At 66.3% G+C, this 21,584-nt stretch carries 16 protein-coding genes; 8 read left to right on the top strand and 8 right to left on the bottom strand.

From position 1 onward, the window contains the following. Window positions 1-18 precede the first annotated feature (18 nt). Complete coding sequence (locus GS424_RS01020; protein ID WP_160942147.1) at window positions 19-1,419, bottom strand: APC family permease; 1,401 nt, start codon at window positions 1,417-1,419, stop codon at window positions 19-21. Window positions 1,420-1,605: 186 nt separating this feature from the next. Next, window positions 1,606-2,787 (bottom strand): pyridoxal phosphate-dependent aminotransferase, encoded by a 1,182-nt coding sequence (locus tag GS424_RS01015; protein ID WP_160942148.1) that lies wholly within the window; start codon window positions 2,785-2,787, stop codon window positions 1,606-1,608. 190 nt (window positions 2,788-2,977) lie between these two features. On the opposite strand from GS424_RS01015, the gene GS424_RS01010 reads away from it, so the two are divergent. Then, window positions 2,978-3,406 carry a DUF2871 domain-containing protein gene (locus tag GS424_RS01010; RefSeq protein WP_160942149.1) on the top strand — a complete coding sequence of 143 codons (429 nt, stop codon included), beginning with the start codon at window positions 2,978-2,980 and terminating at the stop codon, window positions 3,404-3,406. 84 nt (window positions 3,407-3,490) lie between these two features. Here the strand turns inward: GS424_RS01010 and GS424_RS01005 are convergent, their stop codons facing one another. Further along, complete coding sequence (locus GS424_RS01005; protein WP_160942150.1) at window positions 3,491-5,083, bottom strand: FAD-dependent oxidoreductase; 1,593 nt, start codon at window positions 5,081-5,083, stop codon at window positions 3,491-3,493. 296 nt (window positions 5,084-5,379) lie between these two features. Between GS424_RS01005 and GS424_RS01000 the strand changes: the two genes are divergently transcribed. Then, entirely contained in the window at window positions 5,380-6,852 is a 1,473-nt protein-coding gene (locus tag GS424_RS01000; RefSeq protein WP_160942151.1) for a helix-turn-helix domain-containing protein, read from the top strand. 208 nt (window positions 6,853-7,060) lie between these two features. On the opposite strand, the gene GS424_RS00995 is transcribed toward GS424_RS01000, so the two are convergent. Continuing rightward, a complete protein-coding gene (locus GS424_RS00995; protein WP_160942152.1) occupies window positions 7,061-8,830 on the bottom strand; it encodes an FAD-dependent oxidoreductase in 1,770 nt (589 codons plus the stop codon). 246 nt (window positions 8,831-9,076) lie between these two features. On the opposite strand from GS424_RS00995, the gene GS424_RS00990 reads away from it, so the two are divergent. Next, window positions 9,077-10,879, top strand: a complete 1,803-nt coding sequence (locus tag GS424_RS00990) for a helix-turn-helix transcriptional regulator (RefSeq protein WP_160942153.1) — start codon at window positions 9,077-9,079, stop codon at window positions 10,877-10,879. 82 nt (window positions 10,880-10,961) lie between these two features. Here GS424_RS00990 and GS424_RS00985 read toward each other — a convergent pair whose 3' ends face one another. Beyond that, window positions 10,962-12,431, bottom strand: a complete 1,470-nt coding sequence (locus tag GS424_RS00985; protein ID WP_160942154.1) for a helix-turn-helix domain-containing protein — start codon at window positions 12,429-12,431, stop codon at window positions 10,962-10,964. A 244-nt stretch (window positions 12,432-12,675) separates the two neighbouring features. Between GS424_RS00985 and GS424_RS00980 the strand changes: the two genes are divergently transcribed. Continuing rightward, entirely contained in the window at window positions 12,676-14,472 is a 1,797-nt protein-coding gene (locus GS424_RS00980; protein ID WP_160942155.1) for an FAD-dependent oxidoreductase, read from the top strand. A gap of 144 nt (window positions 14,473-14,616) precedes the next feature. Here the strand turns inward: GS424_RS00980 and GS424_RS00975 are convergent, their stop codons facing one another. The 3 genes from GS424_RS00975 to GS424_RS00965 all read right to left on the bottom strand — a co-directional run bounded on the left by GS424_RS00975 (window position 14,617) and on the right by GS424_RS00965 (window position 17,711). After that, entirely contained in the window at window positions 14,617-16,383 is a 1,767-nt protein-coding gene (locus GS424_RS00975) for a sensor domain-containing protein (protein WP_160942156.1), read from the bottom strand. Between the two features lie 99 nt (window positions 16,384-16,482). Continuing rightward, complete coding sequence (locus GS424_RS00970) at window positions 16,483-16,926, bottom strand: universal stress protein (RefSeq protein WP_154333292.1); 444 nt, start codon at window positions 16,924-16,926, stop codon at window positions 16,483-16,485. Window positions 16,927-16,997: 71 nt separating this feature from the next. Next, entirely contained in the window at window positions 16,998-17,711 is a 714-nt protein-coding gene (locus tag GS424_RS00965; RefSeq protein ID WP_160942157.1) for a sulfite exporter TauE/SafE family protein, read from the bottom strand. Between the two features lie 73 nt (window positions 17,712-17,784). Between GS424_RS00965 and pxpB the strand changes: the two genes are divergently transcribed. The 4 genes from pxpB (at window position 17,785) to accC (ending at window position 21,583) form a co-directional block, all read left to right on the top strand. Beyond that, window positions 17,785-18,513 carry a 5-oxoprolinase subunit PxpB gene (pxpB, locus tag GS424_RS00960; protein ID WP_154333290.1) on the top strand — a complete coding sequence of 243 codons (729 nt, stop codon included), beginning with the start codon at window positions 17,785-17,787 and terminating at the stop codon, window positions 18,511-18,513. 1 nt (window position 18,514) lies between these two features. After that, on the top strand, window positions 18,515-19,684 hold the full coding sequence (locus tag GS424_RS00955; RefSeq protein ID WP_160942158.1) for a 5-oxoprolinase subunit C family protein: 1,170 nt from the start codon (window positions 18,515-18,517) through the stop codon (window positions 19,682-19,684). A gap of 63 nt (window positions 19,685-19,747) precedes the next feature. After that, on the top strand, window positions 19,748-20,221 hold the full coding sequence (accB, locus tag GS424_RS00950; protein WP_160942159.1) for an acetyl-CoA carboxylase biotin carboxyl carrier protein: 474 nt from the start codon (window positions 19,748-19,750) through the stop codon (window positions 20,219-20,221). Window positions 20,222-20,233: 12 nt separating this feature from the next. Then, window positions 20,234-21,583, top strand: coding sequence for an acetyl-CoA carboxylase biotin carboxylase subunit (accC, locus tag GS424_RS00945; protein WP_154333288.1), 1,350 nt, complete (start codon window positions 20,234-20,236; stop codon window positions 21,581-21,583). The last annotated feature ends 1 nt before the right edge of the window (window position 21,584 follow it).

The raw sequence follows: 21,584 nt of genomic DNA, 5'->3' as shown, positions 1-21,584 counted from the left end.
TCGCGAGGTCGCGAACGTCTACACGTCCAAGTGCTTGAATGCTTCGGGTACTTCCTTGTAGCCCTTCGACTTCACGGCGCCGATGATCAGGCCGATGACGAGCCAGGTGATGCCCACGCCGTACGTGGCCAGCTCGAAGCCGGTGAACACGTATCCCAGGATGAGGATGCCGATGAGCGGGCAGATCAGGTACATCAGGATGTCCTTGAACGACGCGCGCTTCTTCTCCTTCACGAAGAAGAACCAGAACACGGCGAAGTTGAGCAGGATGAACGACGACAGCGCGCCGAAGTTCACGAAGCCCGCCAGCGTACCCATGTAGTCCTGCAGCGGAAGCGCCAGGCACAGCGTGATGGCGCCCAGGAAGATGGACGCGACCCACGGCGTGCGGTACTTCGGATGCACCTTGCCGAACACGCGCGGGATCACGCCGTCGCGGCCCATGCTGTACAGCAGGCGCGAGGACGCCATCTGCGCGTTGATGATGTTGGCGATGCCCACGGCGATGATGTTGACCAGCAGCATGATCTTGTAGAACACCGGGCCGCCCACCAGGTAGACGGAATCGAAGAAGCCCATGTCGGGATCGGTGGCCGCCCAGTCGGGCTGCACGATGGCGGCGATGTAGGTCTGCGCCACGAACACGACGATGATGATGGACAGGGCGATGATGATGCCCTTGCCGATGTTCTTCTCAGGCTCGCGCGTCTCCTCGGCCAGCGTCGACATGCCGTCGAAACCCAGGAACGAGAGCGCGGCGATGGAGATGCCCGCCGCGACGAAGTGCGCGTCCACCTGGCCCGGCTGGTAAATCGGGTCGAGCACGAAGCCGCCTGCACCGCCGCCACCCAGCACGAAGTTCGTGCCCAGGGCGATGAATGCGACCACGGCCACGATCTCGACGACGAAGATGACCCAGTCGACGCCGCGGCTCATCTGGATGCCGCGGATGTTGACGAACGTGTTGAACGCGATGAACGCGACGGCCCACAGCCACGCCGGGCTGCCCGGCACCAGCGCGACGCCCCAGTTCATCACCATGACGATGAGCAGGGAGGGCACCAGCACGTAGTCGAGCAGGATGAGCCAGCCGGCCATGAAGCCCACGTGCGGGTTGATGCCGCGCTGCACGTAGGAGTACACCGACCCCGCGATGGGGAAGCGCTTGCTCATGCGCATGTAGCTCATGGCCGTGAACAGGATGGCCACGAAGCCGATGATGTACACCAGCGGCGTCATGCCGTGGCTGTTCTGCTGGATGGTGCCGAAAATGGACTGCGGCGCGATGATCACCATGAACAGGACGCCGTACAACACCACATCCCACAGTCCCATACCTCTTCGCAGCTCTTGCTTGTAGCCGAACTGCTCGATGTTCTCTCCGGATGCCTTCGCCGGAGACCCGTCTTGAGCCGACATGGCCGATCCCCCTTACTCTTGGCGCGGTTGTGCGACCGCGCTTCTCCATCGCTCCGCTGCGCTAAAGCGCTGAGACACCAGCGCGCTTGCGCAGATAAGCGGCCTGCTCGTATTATGGCGCGTCATGCGCGCGAGCGCCATCTTTTATTTGGCGCTTTCGACGCCGTTCGGCGCCTCGGCCCTCGTTCAGCCCTCGTACGACTCCTTGAGCGCCTTGAACGCGGGCATGCTGCGCTCGATGGTGGCGCGCGGGATGCAGTAGCTCACGCGCACCCAGCCGCCCACGCCGAAGCTGTCGGACGGCACCAGCAGCAGCTCGTGGGCCTTCGCGCGGTCGCTGAACGCTTGCGCGTCGTCCTCGAGCGCGCGCACCCACAGGTAGAACGCGCCCTGCGGCTCCACGAACTCGTAGCCCAGCTCGCCGAGGCCCGCCGTCAGCAGCTCGCGGTTGGCCGCGTAGGCCGCCACGTCGGAGGGCTCGTCGATGCAGCGCTCGATGACGCGCTGGAACAGCACCGGCGCGCAGATGAACCCGAGCGCGCGCCCTGCCCCGGCCACCGCCGTGGACACTTCGCGCGCGTCGTCCATGAGGTCGGACACGTACAAATAGCCGATGCGCTCGCCCGGCAGCGACAGCGATTTCGAGTACGAGTAGCACACGATGGTGCGGGCCCACACGCAGGGCACGTAGGGCACTTCGTCGCCGTACGTGATCTCGCGGTACGGCTCGTCGCTGATGACGTACAGCTTGCGGCCGAGCTCCTCCTCCTTGCGCGCGAGCAGCGCGGCGAACGCCCGGAGGTTCTCGCGCGAGTACACGGCGCCCACCGGGTTGTTCGGCGAGTTGATGATGATGGCGCTGGTCTTCGGCCCGATGGCCCGCTCGAGCGCGTCGATGTCCAGCTGGAAGTCGGGCACGTGCGCCGGAACCTCCACGCAGGTGCACTCGGCAGTGTCGATCCACACCTTGTACTCGGGGAAGTACGGCGCGATGATGATCACCTCGTCGCCCGGCTCGGTGACGGCCGAGATGGAGATGGCGAGGCCCGCCGCGGCGCCCGCCGTGAGATACACCTGCTCGGGCTGGGCCGGCACGTCGTAGCGGCGGCGGATGTGGTCGGCCACGGCCTGGCGCACGCGCGGGTCGCCGGCGGCCGGCGAGTAGCCGTGCAACGCGCTGGGCTCCTCGTCCATGAGGTCGATGACGGCCTGCTTCACGGCCTCGGGCGCGGGCACGCTGGGGTTGCCGATGCTGAAGTCGAACACGTTGTCGGCGCCGATTTCCGCCTTGCGCGCCATGCCGTACGCGAACAGCTCGCGAATCGCGCTCGGCTCGGCTCCCAACCCGTACATTCTCTCGTTCACCATGTGCACCACGTCCTCGTCCTGTCGCACCGTTTCATCGTTGATTTCGATGAGGAACAGAGTAGCACACCGTTCGCGTACGAGAATCGCCCTTAGAGGAACGGCGTACGATGACGATTTAGTGACATATACTTCGATTCCACGTCGAGCACCCATAATGAACGCTGTTCATCTATCTGCAAGGAGGCGCATCATGAAACGACTTATCAACACCGCGCTCGTCTACCTCATCGCCGGGGCGGCGGCGGGCGTGTTCTTCCGCGAGTTCACGAAGTTCTCGCAGTTCGACGGGGCCACGGTGCTCGGGTTCATGCATCCGCACCTGCTGGTGCTCGGGTTCGCCATCTTCCTGATCGCCACCCTGTTCGCGCTGGCCGACGACTACACGCACGACAAGCTGTTCATGCCGTTCTACATCGTGTACAACGTGGGGCTCGTCGTCACCGTGTGCATGATGTTCGTGCGCGGCGTGGCGGAAGTCACGGGCGCGCCGCTCGTCCTGCCCGACGCCGCGCTCTCGGGCATCGCCGGCCTCGGCCACATCATGGTGGGCGTCGGCCTCGTGCTGCTGGTCGTCATGTTCAAGCGCGTGGTGAACCGCAGGGTGAGCGCGACGGCGTAACGCGGACGCGGACGCAGGAAGGCCCTCCGGAGGATTCCGGAGGGCCTCGCCAACTCGGGAGCGTGAGGAGGAGGGGGGTGCTCGCTACGCTTTCGCGAGATCGCGGCCGACCACGTACCCGAACGTCATGGCGCGCCCGAGCGACAGGCCCGTGATGTCGAAGGGATAGTCGGAGCCGCCGAACATGCCGCCCTGGGCGTTGCCCACCGCGAACAGGCCGGGAATCGGCTGCCAGTTCTCGTCAACCACGTTGCACGACTCGTCCACCTCCAAGCCGCCGGTGATGGCCGAGATCACGTACTGGCGGCGAATGCCGTAGAACGGCGGCGTGTCGATGGGGAACATGAAGTCCATCGACTTCAGATAGTCGTCGTCGTGCCCTGCAGCGACAAGCTCGTTGTACCGCTCGACCGTCGCCTTCAGATGATCCGCCGGCACCTCGAGCTGCGTCGCCAGATCGTCGAGCGTGTCGGCCTTGAACGCCATGCCCCATTCGATGAAGTCCTCCAGCGTGCCGTCGTTCGCCGGATCGGACTGGTTGGGCATCTGCGCGTAGTACGTCTCGTAATTACCATCGAATATCTGCGTCGAATGAGCATCGGGATACTTGATGGCCTCGTTGCAGCGGAATTCGTACAGCACGCTCTCGTCCATGAAGCGGTCGCCGTAATCGTTGATGTTGAGCCAGGGGCACTTGCGCATGGGAGCGTTCTTGTCGCCGTCGCCCACATAATGGTGCACGTGGATCATCTTCGGATGGGGCGCTTCCTGCATGCGCCCGCCGACCCACAGGCCCATGAGATGGCCGTCGCCGTCGTTCACCGGCGGATTGTAGAAGTTCTCGAACGGCTCCGCGCCCGGGCTCCACTTCGCCAGCATGTCCTTGTTGTTGCCGTAGCAGCCGGTGGCCAGAACCACGCCCTTTGCAGCGTTGAACTGGATATGCTTGCCTGCGTCCGTCTCGCCGATCACGCCCGTCACGCGACCCCCGTCGTCGCGCACCAGCTGCTTGCCCGATGTCGAGTAGAATACCTCGGCGCCCTTGCTCTGCGCCAGCTCGGCGAGGGCGGTCACGCCGGCAACCTGCTTGCCTTTGAACTTCACCGCAGGCACCGGCGCGGGGATGATGGCTTCCGCGCCGGCCTCCTCGGCCCGGCTGAGCAGCCACGAACCCGATTCCGGCGACTCCTCGAAGTAGCGCTTGACCAGGTTCCAGTTGATGGCGTTCGAATTGTTCTCGTTGAACGTCTTCATCACCGCGTCCACGTCCATCGTCTGGCAGCCAGCCTCCGTGAGCTCGTCGCAGTTGATGACGGCGCAGAAGTTGCCGTGGGTCATCGGGATGCCCACCTTCTGCAGCACGGCCACCTTGGCGCCACCCTCGACCGCTGCGAGCGCCGCGCACGCGCCCGACATGCCCAGCCCGACGATCACGATGTCGAAGTCCTTTTCCTCGGAGACGTCGGTGATGGGCTCCGGCGCCGCAAACGCATCGCGCGCTTGATCGGCCTGCTGCGCCCCCGACGTCCCCTCCTCGTTGCCTTGCGTCGCCGCGCCCGCCTTCGCCTGCGGTGCGCAACCGGCCAGCCCGAGCCCGCCGGCAAGCGCGGACACGGCGGCTCCCGCCAGAAAACCGCGGCGCGAGATTCCCGTTTCATTCGTCGTACCCTGTTGCATGTTCATCCCTCCTTGATTGGAAGCGCGAACGTTCTTCGCACTCATCTTGGGTCGAATCATGCGACGAAGAACGGCGCGGGTCACCTCACCCAAAGGCTGATTCGCGGCGTTGCAGGGGTCTATCTTTATCATCCACCGAAACCGTATCACCTGTTCACAGGGCATGCACCGACCGGTGCCGCACCGGCGCGAAGCCCAACTTCGGGCCGTGGGCACCTCAGTGCGCTATCATGACGGCAGGGAGGACGGGGACAGAGACGCAAAGCGGGGTCGATGCCATGGGAGCAACGCCATTGATGAAGAAGACGACGGTGGACGTCGTCGTGCCCATCAGGTTCATGGGCATGGGCGTATACCTCGCCTGGATATACTCGGTGCAATTCGGCGGCCTGCTGTTCGCCTCGGAAGGCAGCCTCCCGGCCAGCGAGACGTGGTTCTCCATCTCGAACCTGGCGAACGCGCTGTGCCTGATTCTCTGCGCCGTTTTCGCCCGAAGGCTCGCGCCGCTCTCGAAGCGCCGCGGCATCCCCTGGATAGCCGGAGGAGCCATGGCGGTCGGCACGCTGGCGACGCCGCTCGCAGCCGCCGGGGCCATCCCTGGCATCGTGCTGGTTGCCGGGTCGGCGGTCGCGGGGGTGGGCCTCGGCCTCGTCATCCTGCTGTGGTGCGAGTTCTACGCGACGCTCCCCACCAGGAAAGTGACCGTCTATTACTCCGCATCGTTCGTGCTGGCCGTCGTGCTGCACCTGGGCATCACGTTGCTCGCCGACCCCGTGGACGTCATCGTCACCGCCGCGCTTCCCCTCGCGTCGGCGGGCATGTTCGCCCTCTCGCACCGCGCAGCTTCGCCCGCGCCCGAGCAAGAGGAGGAGCCGCACGACGACGACGCGGGCCGCGACCGCCTGCGCTGGAGCTTCCCCTGGCGACCGGTGCTGCTGATGGCCGCGTACTCGTTCGCATTCAACTTCAGCCGCACCACCGGGTCCGACGTCAGCGAAGCGGGGATGATCGGCGTGGCGCTCATCGCGATCGTCGTGCTGATCGCGGGATTGTTCTTCTTCGAGCGATTCGACGTTCGGCACCTGTATCGGATCGCGCTGCCCCTTATGGTGGCGGGCATGCTCGTCCAACCGTTCCTGGAGGGCTCCGCGCTCACGCTGTCGGGCATCCTCCTCAACGCAAGCCATGCGGGATTCATCATCCTCACGATGATCGTGCTCTCCAACATCTGCTATCGCTACGGCGTGGTGGCGCTGTGGCTGTTCGGCATCACGCGCGCGGCGCGCGTCGTGGCCAGCGTCATAGGCGGGCAGGTTGGCACGCTCGTATGGACCGCCCACGACCCCACCGTGCTCATGCTTGCGACCAATCTCGTGGCGATCGGCCTGGTGGCGGCATGCATGGGATTCCTCAACGAGCGGGAGCTCGAAACCACCTGGGGCATCACGCCCGTCGAACCCAGGTGCGACCTCGAGCCCGCACCGCGCCCGCCGCTCACCAACTACTACGAGGCGTTCGTGAACCGCTGCGCCCAGATCGCGCGCATGTACGGCCTCACCCGGCGGGAGGAGGAAGTGCTCGCCTGCCTTGCCCAGGGAAAGAGCGTTCCCCGCATCGAGCAGGAGCTCGTCATATCCAACGGCACCGCTAAAAGCCACGTGCGCCACATCTACGCCAAGCTGGACATCCATTCGCGCGACGAGCTGATCGCGCTCGTCGGAATGGACGACCCGAAAACGCTTTCCTTGGAGGACCCCCGCAAAGAATGACCCCGGCGCTCCCCCTTGTGACAGATTCCGCGATCTCCGCGGAAGGCAGCGCCCAGGACGACAAACCAAGGCCGCTCGGGGAGGGAGGGCGAGCGGCCTTGGGCAGTACGGTGTGGGGAGGCCTCGCGCGGCGCAGCCGCGCGAGGGTGCCGGGCGGCTGCGCCGCGCGGCACCCTGCGGCGCGCCGCGCGCGCCGCAGGGCCGCCGGCTACTTGCCGGCGGCGGCGTTGCGGCCGGCGAGGCGGCCGAACGACATGGCCATGGAGTGGCTGGCACCGGCGACCGTCACGGGATAGTCCACCAGGAAGCGGCCGCCCATCGTGTTGCCCGCCACGAACAGGCCGGGCACCTGGTTCTTCTCGGCATCGAGCGCGTGGCATTCGGCGTCGCAATCGATGCCGCCGATGAGCACGAGCATGCCCGAGTCGCCGAACGGCGCCACGTAGTACGGCGGGTTCTCGATGGGGAACAGGCGCGTGGACACCTTGGAGAAGTCCGTGTCCTTGCCCGCGTGCGCCAGCTCGTTGTAGCGCTCGACGGTCTCGGTCAGCGCGTCGGCCGGAATGTTCACGGCTTTCGCTAGCTCCTCGATGGTGTCGGCCTGGATGATGGAGCCCGCCTCGATCTCGCTCGCGAAGTACGTGTCGGACGCGTAGCCCGCCGCGAAGTGGTTGATGGCGTGCTCGTACTCGGCCTCCTGCTCGGGCGGAATGTAATGCGTCACGCCGCCGAAGCACTGGGGCATCACCGACAGCTGTTCTTTCCACTTGCTGTCGAAGATCTGGTACGACACGCCGCCCTTCTGGCGCTTGATGGCGTTCTGCAGCTCCTGCGCTCCCACGTCCTCGTTGGCGAAGCGCTTGCCGTCCTGGTTCACCATGAGGTACGGGTCGATGCCGATGGAGTTCGTCCCCAGGCTGTGCGTCATCGGCGCGTACGGGCCGTCCTCCATGACCGCGCCGGCCCACATGGCCATCTTGTGGCCGTCGCCCGTGTTCACCGGCTTGCCGCTCTTGTCCATGCTGCTGAAGAACACGCCGTACTTCGTGGCCTGCGGCGCGTAGTACGTCAGCATCTCGGTATCGCTGGAAATGTCGCCCGTCGACAGCACGACGCCCTTCTTCGCGTTGACGCGCACGATGTTGCCGTCCTCGTCGGAGGCGTACACGCCCACCACCTTGTCGCCTTCCTTGATGAGCTGCTCGCCCTTCAGGTTGAAGCGCGCCTCGGCGCCGGCTTTCTGCGCGGCCTCCAGCGTGCCGTGCATGGCCCAGCCGTGGTCGGGCAGCAGGTGCACCATGCCGGGGAAGCAGGGGTAGTTCTCCTCGCGCCAGTTGTAGTTCTCGTTCACCGGGCAGCGCTCGGGGAACACGTAGGGCTTCTCGGGATCGGTGGGCGTATCGTGGTCGCTGGTCAGCAGCTCGTGCTCGGCGGAGCCGATGTACCAGTCCAGGTCCTGGCCGGAGTTGCCGATCCAGTAGTTCAGCAGCTGCGCGTTGGGGCGGTTGCCCATGACCCGCATCAGCTCGTTGACCACTTCCTGCGTCTCGGGCTGCTCGATGCCCAGCTGCTTGTGGATCTCGCTGCCGAACGTGCCGAACTCGCCCGAACGATAGCCCACGTCGGGGCCCTTGTCGAAGCCGAACACCTTGGCGCCCGACTCGGCGGCCTCGCGCAGCGCGCACACGCCCGCCAGGCCGAGGCCCACCACGCACACGTCGGTATCGACGGTTTCGGTCACCTTGGACTCGTCGATGGGCTCCGGTGCGTTCATGAACGACGGCACGAACTCGGTGGGCTTGCCGCCCGCCGCGCCGGAGCCGGTCGCGCTGCCTCCGTCGGCCGCGCCCGCATCGGAGCTCGCGTTTGCGTCGCCCTTCGCGGTCGGCGCGCAGCCGGCGAGGCCCGCTGCCCCGGCTACCGCAGCCGTGGCGCCCAGGCCGAGAAACGAACGGCGGGTAAGCTTCTGTTCCTTCATGATGACCCCTTCCCTCTTCCTTTGACAATGCGGCGGTCGCCGGCCGATCGCCGACGCCCCCTCGCCTCCCCAGCATATAAAACGGCAGGGACGCGCGCGTCACCCGGAGCTGCCAAGGCCTGGTTTTCTGTCACCCGAAACGGCCAAATTGGTCGGCGCGGCGCCTCTCAACAGGTATCATGTACGGCAAGGCGCAGCATCCGCACGGGAGGCGGAACCGTTCGAGACACGGAGGGAAGATCGAACATGGCGACGCGCGCAGCATGCTTCGCAGGGTACGCGTTTTTCCTGCTTGCCAATATTCTCAGCTACCATGCGACCACCGCGTTCGCCAGCCTGCCCGCATTCGACGGCGACACGTACGGCACGGTGCTCAGCACGGTCCACATCGTCGTGTTCGTCGCCATCGTCCTGCGCTCGCGCAACGCCGTGCGCGAACCCCTCGGCCCGCGGGCGGCCATCATCGCCGCCGTGTCGCTGTGCCTGGGATTCGCGCTGGTGCTGTGCGGAAGCTGGGCGGGCGCGCAACCCGCGTTCGTGGCGGGCGCGGTGCTCATCGGCGTGGGACAGGCGCTACTCAGCCTGCTGTGGCTGTCGGCGCTGCCGTCGTTCTCCTACCGCACCAGCTACCTGTTCCTGCTGGGAAGCCACGCGGGTGCCACCGCGCTGTGCGCGCTCGTGCTGCTGTGCCCGCAGGAGTGGTACATCCCCATCACCGTGGCGTCGTTCCTGGTGGCGTGCGCATGCGCCACCCAGCTGCACGTCGATCGGCCGCTCGAGCGCACGTTCTCCGGGCAAATCGCCGACATCGCGCCGCTCGTGGGCAAGGGCGTGTTGGCCGTGGGGCTGTTCGCGCTGCTCAGCGGATTCGTCACCAGCCTGTCGGGACAAACCGACGTCGATCCCACGCATATGCAGTACCTCGTGCTGGGCATCTCCGCCTGCGTGCTGGTGATCATGTCGGTGCCCGCGCTGCTGTACCATCAGCCGTTCAAGCTGGAAGGCAGCTACCGCGTGGCGCTGCCGCTGTCGGCGCTGGGGCTGCTCGTGCTGCCGGGCCTGGTGGACGCCATCCCGCCCGCCATCGCCGGCACGCTGGCCACCACGGGCTACATGATGTGCGGCATCGTGCTGGCCTGCACCATCGCCGAGGTGGGGAAAGCGGCGCGCGTGCCCGTCATGCCGCTGTTCGCCGCCAGCGACACGGTGTCGCTGCTGTGCCTGCTGGCGGGGTCGGAAGCGGGCATGCTGAGCCGCGTGTACCTTCCGGGAACGAACGCCGGGTTCGCGCTCATCGGGCTGGGCACGCTGTACCTGGTGATGCTGGGGGCGTCGTGGCTGCTGGGGCGCGAGCGCATCCCGCGCGGCATCGATGCCGACGGCACGCTGCCCGCGAAGCGGGACGCGGCGGCGCCCGAGGCCCGCAGCGCCCAAGCCGTCGCGCCGACGGCCGCGCACGACGACGCGATGACGCACGAAGACGCGGGCGCGTCCGAGCTCGACCGCATCGCCGCCGCCTACGGGCTGAGCGAGCAGGAGACCACCATCTTCAAGCAGCTGCTGGAGGGTCGCACCATCGCGCGCATCGCGCAGGACCTCTACCTCTCGCCGAGCGCCGTGAAATACCATGCGCAGAAGATCTACCGCGCCTGCGACGTGCACACGCGTGCCGAGCTGTCGGCCCTCATGCGCCAGCCGCGCCTGGCCGATGCCGCGCTGCCCGCGCATCCCTCAGACGCATCTTCGCCCCAAACACACGCCTCAGAGACGATTTCCGTGTGTTTGGGGCGAAGATGCCCTGCCGAAGCCCCGATGACACCCCTCGCCGCCGCGCGCGCGAACCCGTGCGCTCGCCTGGCCGCGCAGCACGGGCTGACCGACCGCGAGCGCCAAACGCTCGAGCTGCTCGCCCTCGGCGAGACGGTCGCCGCCATCGCGCGCGCCCTCGACGTTTCGGAGAACACCGTGAAGACGTACGCGAAGCGCGTCTACAAGAAACTCGACGTCCACTCCAAGCAGGACATCATCGACCTCTGCCGCGAGGGGTGAAATCGCCAGACGCGCGTGCGACCCGTCATGACGCCGCCGCGTGCGGCCGCCGGGCTTCCCTGCCGCCGCACGGCGCACCGCCTCAGCGCGCTTCCTCCAGCTTGCGCATGAGCTCGGCTCGGTTGTGGACGTCGCATTTCTCGTAGATGTGGCGCACGTGGGTCTTCACCGTGGCCGGCGAGATGACGAACTTCTCCTGGATGTACTTCGAGCCGTGCCCGGTCACCCACAGCGCGAACACCTCTTTCTCGCGCGGCGACAGCTGGTACGCCTCGGCCAGCGCCTCGATGCGCGCGTCCACGTCGGACGCGCCCCCCACCGCGACGGGCTTCGACGCGGCCGCGCTCGACAGCCGTTCCAGCTCGGCCGGCGTGGGGCTCTCGAACGCGAACGTGGTGTCGCGGTCGGCGAACGTGAAGCCCGTCGAAACCGCCAGCACGAACACCGCCACCACCGCGAACAGCACCATGTCGCCGATCAGCGCGAACGCCACCAGCTCGCCGGCCACGATGCCCACATGCACGGCCAGGCGCCCCACCGCGAATACCAGCAGCGCCGCGAAGTGCGTCGTGCGCGCGATTTCCACCAGCAGCGCCCAGGTGAGCACCTCGAACAGCACCGAGCTGAGCGACGCCATGAAGAACACCATCGTCGCGTTGTCGTGGCCCACCAGCGCGATCAGCACGAACGCGAGCGCCCACACCGACATGGCGATGCGGTACAGCACGCCCAGGTTGAGACTCGTGCGCGACACCAGCACGCCGTACACGAAGAAGATCAGCGCCGCCAGCGCGATGGTGCCCGCCATGAGCGCCGGGTTCGAGAACACATCGGGCGCCACCGAGCCGAAGTACACGCGCAGCCCGCCGTACGCGAACAGCGCGGCGATCAGCCCCACCAGCACGCGCCACGACAGGGCCGTGCGCACGAGGTCGCGGATCTCGGCGCGCGCCCCGCGCTGCGCGTCGCCGTCGACGCCGCACTCAACCCGCGCGGCTTTCCAATCCCGCAAGCTGGCCATCGCCGTCAGCGCGGCCGCCAGCGGCAGCAGCGACACCGCCACGGGCGCGAGCGTCGGCCCCAGCAACGACACCGCGCCGTACAGCAGCGCCGCGCCCAAAAACGTCATCGAGGTGAACAGCACCGCGCGGCGCGCGTCGAGGTCGCGGTACGCCACGCCCCACGCCAGCACGACGGGCGTGCACGCGAGTCCCGTGACCAGCGCCCCCGCGGCCACTGCCGCAGGCACGCCCGCGAACAGCGGCGACGCGTACAAGAACGTGGCCACCGCCGCAACCAGCCCGCACACCACCAGCACCGCGCGCACGCGAGCCGCCGGCCATCCCATCACCGAACGCCAGCACAGCGCGCACACCGCGAACATCACCATCGCCGTGGCCGACGACGCAACGTGCACGAGTGAGATCGTCTGCCCGACGCCGCCCACGATGTCGAGCGAGTTGAAAGACAGGAACACCCAGGCCCAGTAGAAGCTCAGGCCGGCATAGCGCAGCGTGAACTCGCGGCTCGTTGCCGCGAACGTGGTTCCCAACGATCCTCCTCCCTTCCGACGGCTGGCCGCCCCTCGCGCTTGATCGGGAAAACTCCCGTCATTGTACCGGAAGTTCGCACCCCGCGCGCGAACCGGATCCGGCATCAACCCAAAGGGTCGATATCGCCTCAACCCGCGCGAATCAACCCTTTGGGTCGGCGGCAAGGCGGCGCGCGCATCGTAAGGTTCCCCCAGCGCCACATGAGGGATGGCGCAGCAGAACCATCACGATAGGGAGGATGACATGACCGCATCGCACAACGACCGAGGACTGAACCAAGGGCTGTCCCGCCGCGCCTTTCTGAGCTTGGGCGCCACCGCAGCCGTAGCCGCCGGCGCCGCCGGGCTGGCCGGCTGCTCGCCGCAGACCGGCAGCGACACCGCCGGCAAGGGCGCGTCGAGCGCCAGCGCCACCACCAGCACCGGCACCGCGGGCACCGGCACGCCCAGCTTCCTGACGGCGCCCGAGGCCATCGCCGACAGCGACATCAAGGAAACCATCGAGGCCGACATCGTCATCGTGGGCGCCGGCTTCTCCGGCATCAGCGCCGCGCGCTCGGCCGTCGAGAACGGCGCGAAGAACATCGTCGTCGTGGAGAAAGCCAAAACGTGGCAGTACCGCTCGAACCAGGTGGGCTGCATCGGCGGCAAGATCCAAGAAGATCTCGGCATCAGCATCGACAAGAACGCCGTGGTCGGCCAGATCATGAAGGAGTGCGGCTACCGTCCCAACCAGCGCATCCTCAACCTGTGGGCCGAGAACTCCGGCGAGGCGTTCGACTGGTTCCTGGCCGCCAGCGAGGGCCAGTACGTGGTGGAGGCCGAGTCCGACGCCTACGACGGCACGTCCATGAGCGTCCGCAAGATGCATTGGCCGCACCCGGCCGAGGCCAACGTCGCCGACGACTTCTACCCCATCTTCGACGACTGCCAGATCTGCCTGCCCGACAACGGCCCCTACATCGAGAACATGGTGAAGATCTGCGAAGACGCCGGCGTGCAGTTCCTGTACTCCACGTTCGCGCGCCAGCTCGTGCGCCCCGACAACGCGGGCCGCGTGGAAGGCGTCATCGTCGAGGACGAGAACGGCGACTACAAGAAGATCACCGCCAGCAAGGCCGTGCTGCTGGCCTCGGGCGACTACGCGTCGAACGCCGAGATGATGAGCTACTACGTGCCCTGGTCCGACCGCTTCATGAGCATCTTCCCCAACACTGACGCCAAGGGCGAGAAGACGAACACGGGCGACGGCCAGCAGATGGGCATGTGGATCGGCGCGAAGATGGAGGACGGCCCGCACGCCCCCATGACGCACCACCTGGGCGGCCCGCTGGGCATGGACGCGTTCTTGCTGGTGGACATCAACGGCGAGCGCTTCATGAACGAGGACGTGGGAGGCCAGCCCTTCCAGAACCAGCTGTCGCGCCTGCCGAAGAAGACCGCATGGCAGATCTTCGACAGCAAGTGGAAAGACCAGATCAAATACATGGACACCGGCCACGGCAACGTGAACTGGTACGTGGAATCGGGCTCCGACGTGCCGAACGGCTCGTACGGCAAGAACGCCTACATCTCCGAAGAGGACAACGAGGACGGCAACACGCCCGGCTTCACGAGCTACTTCGAGGGCGACAAAGCCGTGGGCGTGACGGCGAACTCCATCGCCGAGCTGGCGAAGCTCATGGAAGTGGACGAAGCCGCGCTCACCGCCACCATCGAGCGCTACAACGAGCTGGCCGCCGCCGGCAACGACGAGGACTTCGGCAAGCGCGCCGACCGCCTGTTCCCCATCGAGGAGGGCCCGTTCTACGCCTACCCGCTCACCGACACGGTGATCCTCGTGAACATGGGCGGCCTGCAAACCGACGTGGACTTCAACGTGCTTGACACCGAGGACGAGGCTATCGAGGGCCTGTACGCCGTGGGCAACGCCCAGGGCGGTCGCTTCCTCGTGGACTACCCGCTGCCCGCGCCCGGCATCAGCCACGGCATGGCGCTGACGCACGGCATGCTGGTCGGCCGCATCCTCGCCCAGCTGTAAACCACCTCCCCTCCCCCCTCCTAGCGCCTGCGGACCGCGCGGCCGGTTCGCGCGAACCTCCGCAGGCGCGCACGGCCGCAAGCGGCGCCGCACGACGCGAGGGGCTCCCGACCCGTGGGTCGGGAGCCCCTCGTCGTCTGCACCCTACTCCCCGAACAGCAGCTTCTCGAACTCGCCCACGGGCAGCGGGCGCGAGAACACGTAGCCCTGCAGCATGTCGCACTGCATGGCGCGCAAGCGGCTGGCCTGGGCGGGCTCCTCCACCCCTTCGGCCACCGTCTTCATGTCGAGCTTCTTCGCCAAGCCCACCACCGACTCCACCACGTCCCATTCGCGCTCGCCCGCGGCATCGCCCGCCGAGAAGAACGCGCGGTCGAGCTTCATCGTGTCGATATCTACGTCCTTCAGCACGTTGAGCGACGAGTACCCGCTGCCGAAGTCGTCGAGCGAGCACCGGTAGCCGCACGCGTGCAGCAGGTCGATGACGCCCATGAACGTCTCGGGGTCCCCGAACACGAGCGTCTCGGTCAGCTCGAACTCGATGAGCGAGGCCGGCACGCCGTAGCGCTCGCGAATCCGCTCGTACGGCGTGACGAAATCCCGCTCGCGCAGGTGCGCGCGCGACATGTTCACCGAGATGGGAACCGGCTTCCTGCCCTGATCGATCCACGAAGCCAGCAGGGCGCACACCTGGTCGAACACGCACAGATCCACGTCGATGATGAAGCCGTTGCGCTCGAAGAACGGCACGAACTCGTCGGGCGGCACGAGGCCGCGCACCGGGTCGATCCACCGCACGAGCGCCTCGGCACCGCCGACGGCGCCCTTGGCGAGCAGCTGCTTGGGCTGGAAGTAGGCCACGAACTCGCCCCGCTCGAGCGCGCCGTGCATGCGGTTCTCCATGTCCTGCTCGGAAAGCAGGTTCTGACGGTCGACGTCGCTGTAGAACATGCAGGTGAAGTGCCGCGCGTTCGGCGCGTCCTTGCCGGCGTTGCGCGCGAAGTTGGCACGGTCTCGCACGATGGTCGTGGGCAGCCTTCGGTTGTCGATGGGATACACGCCCACGGTGAACGAGAGGTAGTAGGGCCGCGTGGACCCGACGTTGAACCGGTTGATGTCCTGCACCATGCCGTCGATGCGGCCCAGCATGACCTCGGGACGCTCGACGCGCATGAGCAGGTTGAACGCGTCGGCGTTGATGCGGCCGACGCACTCCTCGCCGCTCAGGTGATCGCTCAGGCACCCGTGGACGTAGCGCAGCACCATGTCGCCGCTCTTCGTGCCCTGGATCTCGTTCAGCAGCTTGAACTTCTTGAGGTCGAGCGCCACAAGCGCATAGGAGCCCGCCGGCGCCGCGTCGATGACGCGCCGCGCGACGAGGTCGAATTTCGTCTGGTTGAACCCCTCGGTCACCGGATCGACGAACGCCATCCGCTCCAGCTCGGCATTGGCCTTCTCCAGCGCGTTGCGCGCCTCCACGAGGTCGGTGACGTCGGTCATGGTGGTGTAGGAAACCTGGCAGCCGTCCACGTACTCGTCGATGAACGTGCTGGCAAGCTTGATCCACTTGAGCTCGCCCGCCGTGGTGTGCACGCCCGTCGTGCAGGTGTAGCCGCCGCGGCCGTTCTCCAGCGCGTCCACCACGCGCTCGTTCAGGATGGCCAGGAACTGGGGATCGTTCTCGTAAAAGCACACGGGCGAATTGCGGTACACCGTGGCGTACTCCTCCGGCGTGGTGCCCAGCATCTCGTAGAAGTAGGAGTTGGCCCACACCAGGGTGAAGCCGTCGTCGATTCTGTGCTTGCTCACGCTGACGCGCAACGTGTCCATGAGCACGCCGTACTCGTCTTGCGTCGCGCACGATCCGGGTTCGATCCGGTCGTTTCGAGAGAACTCTCCCCGTTCCTTCATCGACGCTCCTCTCCGCCCGTAGGCGAGAGGCAATTCTACGCCTTTGCCAGCGATATGGAAGCCGGTGCGCGAAAGAACACCGTCGACGGCTTCTTATTTTTACGACTGCTTGACCACCAGCACGTCGCAGCGAAGGTTCCTGATGAGGAACGTGGACACGCTGCCCACGAACACGTACTTGATGTTCGACAGCCCGCGCTCGCCGCACACCACGAGGTTCGGCTCGAACGGCTCGATAAGCTCGTGCTCCAGCGTGTCGGCGATGCGGCCCGCGCGCACGGCGATCTCGACCGAGGGGATGTTCGGGTTCTGGCGCGCTTCGGCCAGCACGGCGGCCAGCTCGCTCTCGAGGCGCTTCTGGCCCTCGGCGCACAGCGCTTCGAAGTCGACGCCCGAAGCCTCGTAGGGAACCGAGTCGATCACATGGCCGAACATGAGCTTGGCATGGTTGTCCGCCGCCAGCGAAATCGCGCGCTGCGCAACCTCTTCCTGCGTCGACGCGCCGTCGAGCGCGGCGAAGATTCGAGCGTATTCCTGCGCCATGATCGTTCCTTTCCCTGGACTGCATGTGTGGTCCATTGTACCCCAAGCAGGCCGAAGACGCGCCCCGGGCGCTACGACGTAATCAGCAGGATGACGCCCACGCACAGCAGCAACACGTACGTGAGCTTGAGAAACTTCTCCTGGCTGATCTTCTTTTGCAGCTTGCTGCCCAGAAACGTGGCCAGCACGGCCAGCGGGATGCAGAACACGATGATCTGGATGACGTCGCCGGTGAAGTGCCCCTGCTGGAACGCGATGCACGCGTAGATGAAGTTGAGCACCGTCCAGATGGCCGACAGCGTGATGCGGAACTGCTGCTGGTCGCGCAGCTTCTGCACCGCGTAGATCACCAGCAGCGCGCCGCCCGACACGAACATGCCCTGGATGAGGCCGGCCAGCGCGAGGATGATCCACAGCGACCACTCCGGCATGAACTTCTGCTGGGGCACCGCCAGGTTCTTGATGCCGATGATCACGATGACGGCACCGTAGATCTTCAGCAGGATATGCAGCGGCACCAGCGTGTCCAACCAGATGCCCACCAGCATGAACACGATCATCACGCTGAGAATCTTGCCCAGCTCGCGCCAGTTCACGTGCTTGATGTTGAGCACGGTCAGCAGGCCGCAGGCGAAAAAGCCCATCGCGTTGAGGATGGACACCGTCGACTCCAAGCCCAGCAGCGTCGTGCCCACCGGCATGGCGAAGATGTTGCCTGCGAACCCCGTGATGGCCTGGACCGTGTAGGCGAAAAAGAACGCGGCCAGGAAAAGCGCTTTTTCCATATATGCTACAATCCTTATCTATATGACCAGCGTACAAGTGTAGCACGGCATACACGCCAGAGGACGGAATTGCATGGCGGGATTCACCATCACCATTGCGGGGGACTCGGCGCTCAACCTGGAATTCGCCCACGCGATATCCGCGGAAACGAGCGCCAAGATCCGCATGGCCGCAGAAAACCTTACCGCGGACCCCATCAAGGGAGTCACGGAACTCGTCCCGACGTTCTGCTCGCTCATGGTGTACTACAATCCCCTCGTCATCACGTTCGACGAGCTGTCCACGAAGCTGCGCTCCAAGCTGCGCGACGTGGGCGAGGCCGACTTGAGCATCCGCAAGATCGTGCCCATCCCCGTGTGCTACGGGGGCGAGTTCGGCCCCGATCTGGCGAACGTGGCCGCGCACGCGGGCCTCACCGAGGACGAGGTGATCGCCATCCACACCGATCGCGATTACCTCATCGACATGCTGGGCTTCCTGCCCGGCTTCGCCTACCTGGGCGGCCTCGACGAGCGCCTGCACACGCCGCGCCTCAGCGTGCCGCGCACGCGCATCGAGCCGGGCAGCGTCGGGATAGGCGGCGCGCAGACGGGCATCTACCCGCTGGCCTCCCCCGGCGGCTGGCAGATCATCGGGCGCACGCCGCTCAAGCCGTACGACCCCGACCGCGAGGAGCCCATCCTGTACGCGGCGGGCGAGTACCTGCGCTTCGTGCCCATCACGCCCGACGAGTACACCGCCATCGAGGCGCAGCTGGCCGCGGGAACCTATTCGTACGGCATCTTCGTGGAGGGCGAGTAGCATGGGCCTGGTCGTAAAGAAGCCCGGGGTGATCACCACCATTCAGGACAACGGCCGCTTCGGCTATCAGGGAAGCGGCTTTTCCACGAACGGCGTGATGGACCACCGCGCCTTCGCCATCGCGAACCTGCTGGTGGAGAACGAGCCGGGCGCGCCCGTACTCGAGTTCGCGCTGGCCGGTCCCACGGTGCGCTTCACCACGAACACGTGCATCGCCATCACGGGCGGCGACTTCGCCCCCACGCTGGACGGCGAGCCCATCCCGTCGTACGCCGCCATCATGGTGCGACGCGGCTCCATCCTGCGCTTCAAGGCGTCGCGCACCGGGTGCTACGGCTACCTGGCCATCGCGGGCAACAGCGTGCGCGTGGACGAGGTGATGGGGAGCCGCTCGACGAACCTCAAGTGCGAGTTCGGCGGCTGGAAGGGCCGCGCGCTCATCGTGGGCGACTACCTGCCGTTCTCCACGAAGAGCGTGGACTTCCTGCCCAACCTGGGATCGCACCGCATCGACGGCGACGGCGAGTTCTACGGCTTCGACCGCGACGAGGTGACCGTGCGCGTGGTGCCCGGCCCGCAGCAGGACATGTTCACCGAGGAGGGGCTGGCCACGTTCTACGGCCAGGCGTACACCACCACCACGAAGTGTGACCGCATGGGCTACCGTCTGGACGGGCCGGAAATCGCCACGAAACACGGTTCCGATATCATTTCCGACGGCGTGTCGTTCGGCGCCGTGCAGGTGCCGTCCCACGGGCGGCCCATCATCATGCTGGCCGACCGTCAAACCACGGGCGGCTATGCGAAAATCGGCACGATCGCCAGTGTGGACATCCCGAAGCTCGTGCAGCGGCCCCCGGGCAGCAAGGTGCGCTTCGAGTCCATCGGCGTGCAGGAAGCGCAGACGCTGCTGCGCCAGGAGGCGCACTTGTTCGAGATGCTGGCGCTGAAAGTGCGACGACCCAGCGCCGACGGCATCTCGCCCCGGCGCACGGCGCGCCGCCTGACCCCCATCCTGGAAGAGCAGGCGCGCAAGTCGCAGGCCGACATGTTGTGGATCGATCGCGCCGACCGATCCGAGCGCATCGGCAACCGCAACGCCCTGGGAAGCATCCCGAAGCACCACCAACCATCGGACGCAACCGACACCACCGAACGCACAACGACGTAGACGAGATAGAAGTAAGTAGGGGTTCCGCGCCAGAACCCCTCCACCAACATGAGGAGAACCGCCATGGATACGAAAGCTATCGAAGAGTTGATCGCCATCATGGACAAGGCCGAGCTCACGGCCCTGCGCGTGGACGACGGCGACACGAAAATCGAGCTGGAGCGCAACCACGGCCCGCTCTCATCAACCGCGCTGCCGCTCATGGCCGACCGCGTGAGCGCGCTGCTGGCCGGCAAGACCGAGAGCCACGAGGCGGCGGCCGTCGAAGACACCGACGAAAGCTCCATCCTCGTGCGCAGCCCCATGGTGGGCATGTTCTACATCTCGCCGAGCCCGGACGAGGACCCGTTCGTCAAGGTGGGCCAGGAAGTGCTGTCCGGCCAGACGCTGGCCATCGTCGAGGCCATGAAGATGATGAACGAGATCACCACGCCCGCCCCCGGCATCGTGGTGGAGGTGCTCGCGGCCAACGGCGCCCAGGTGGAGTACGACCAACCGCTGTTCCGCGTGGCCACCGCCACCGGCGAAACGCACTAGGCGGCGCGCGCCATGTTCGACAAGATACTCATCGCCAACCGCGGCGAGATCGCCGTCCGCATCATCCGCGCCTGCCGCGCGATGGACATCAAGACGGTGGCCGTGTACTCCACGGCCGACAAACATTCGCTCCACGTGTACCTGGCCGACGAAAGCGTGTGCATCGGACCGCCGGCCGCGCGCGACTCGTACCTCAACATCGCGGCCATCCTCGCCGCGGCGAAGGGCACCGGCGCGCAGGCCATCCATCCCGGCTACGGCTTCCTGTCCGAGAACTCCACGTTCGCGAAGCTGTGCCGCGAGAACGACATCGTGTTCATCGGCCCCGCGCCCGACGTGCTCGACCGCATGGGCAACAAGAGCCAGGCCCGCAAGACCATGATGGAGGCCGGCGTGCCCGTGGTGCCGGGCACGAAGGAGCCCGTGCACCATCCCGAGGAGGCGCTGGTGCTGGCGCGCGAGATCGGCTGGCCCATCATGATCAAGGCGTCGTCGGGCGGCGGCGGCAAGGGCATGCGCGTCAGCTACGACGAGCGCGACTTCTCCGAGCAGTTCTCCATCGCGCAGCGCGAGAGCGTGGGCGCGTTCGGCGACAACACCATGTACCTGGAGCGCTGCGTGCTGAACCCGCGCCACGTGGAGGTGCAGATCATCGCCGACACGTACGGCACCGTGGTGGCCCTCGGCGAGCGCGACTGCTCGGTGCAGCGCAACCACCAGAAGATGATCGAGGAAAGCCCCTCGCCCGTGCTCACCGAGCGCGTGCGCGACGAGATGCTGGAGGCGGCCGTGCGCGCGGCGCAGGCCGTGGGCTACACGTCGGCGGGCACCATCGAGTTTTTGCTGGACGACCAGCTGAACTACTACTTCATGGAAATGAACACGCGCATCCAGGTGGAGCACCCCGTCACCGAGATGGTCACGGGCACCGACCTCGTGGAGGAGATGATCCGCGTGGCGGCGGGCGACCCGCTCACGTTCACGCAGGACGACATCACCTATCGCGGCCACGCCATCGAGTGCCGCGTGAACGCCGAGCAGCCCGAGCGCGGGTTCCTGCCGTCGCCCGGCACCATCTCGCAGATGCACCTGCCCGGCGGCAACGGCGTACGCGTGGACACCGCGGCGTACGACGGCTACGAGATCACGCCGTACTACGACTCCATGATCGCTAAGGTGATCGTGCACGGCCGCGACCGCACCGAGGCCATCGCGAAGATGCGCACCGCCCTGGAGGAGATGGTCGTGGTGGGCGTGAAGACGAACCTCGATTTCCAGTACGCCATCATGGAGAACGAGACGTTCGCCGCCGGAACCGCCGACACCAGCTTCATCGAGAAGTTCCTGAAAGGCGAGGTGTAAC

It is taken from the genome of Eggerthella guodeyinii (genome assembly GCF_009834925.2).
In the GTDB taxonomy this organism is placed as follows: Bacteria; Actinomycetota; Coriobacteriia; order Coriobacteriales; family Eggerthellaceae; genus Eggerthella; species Eggerthella guodeyinii.
The sequence above is the reverse complement of the archived record's forward strand: the minus strand, read 5'-3'. Positions and strand labels throughout refer to the sequence as shown.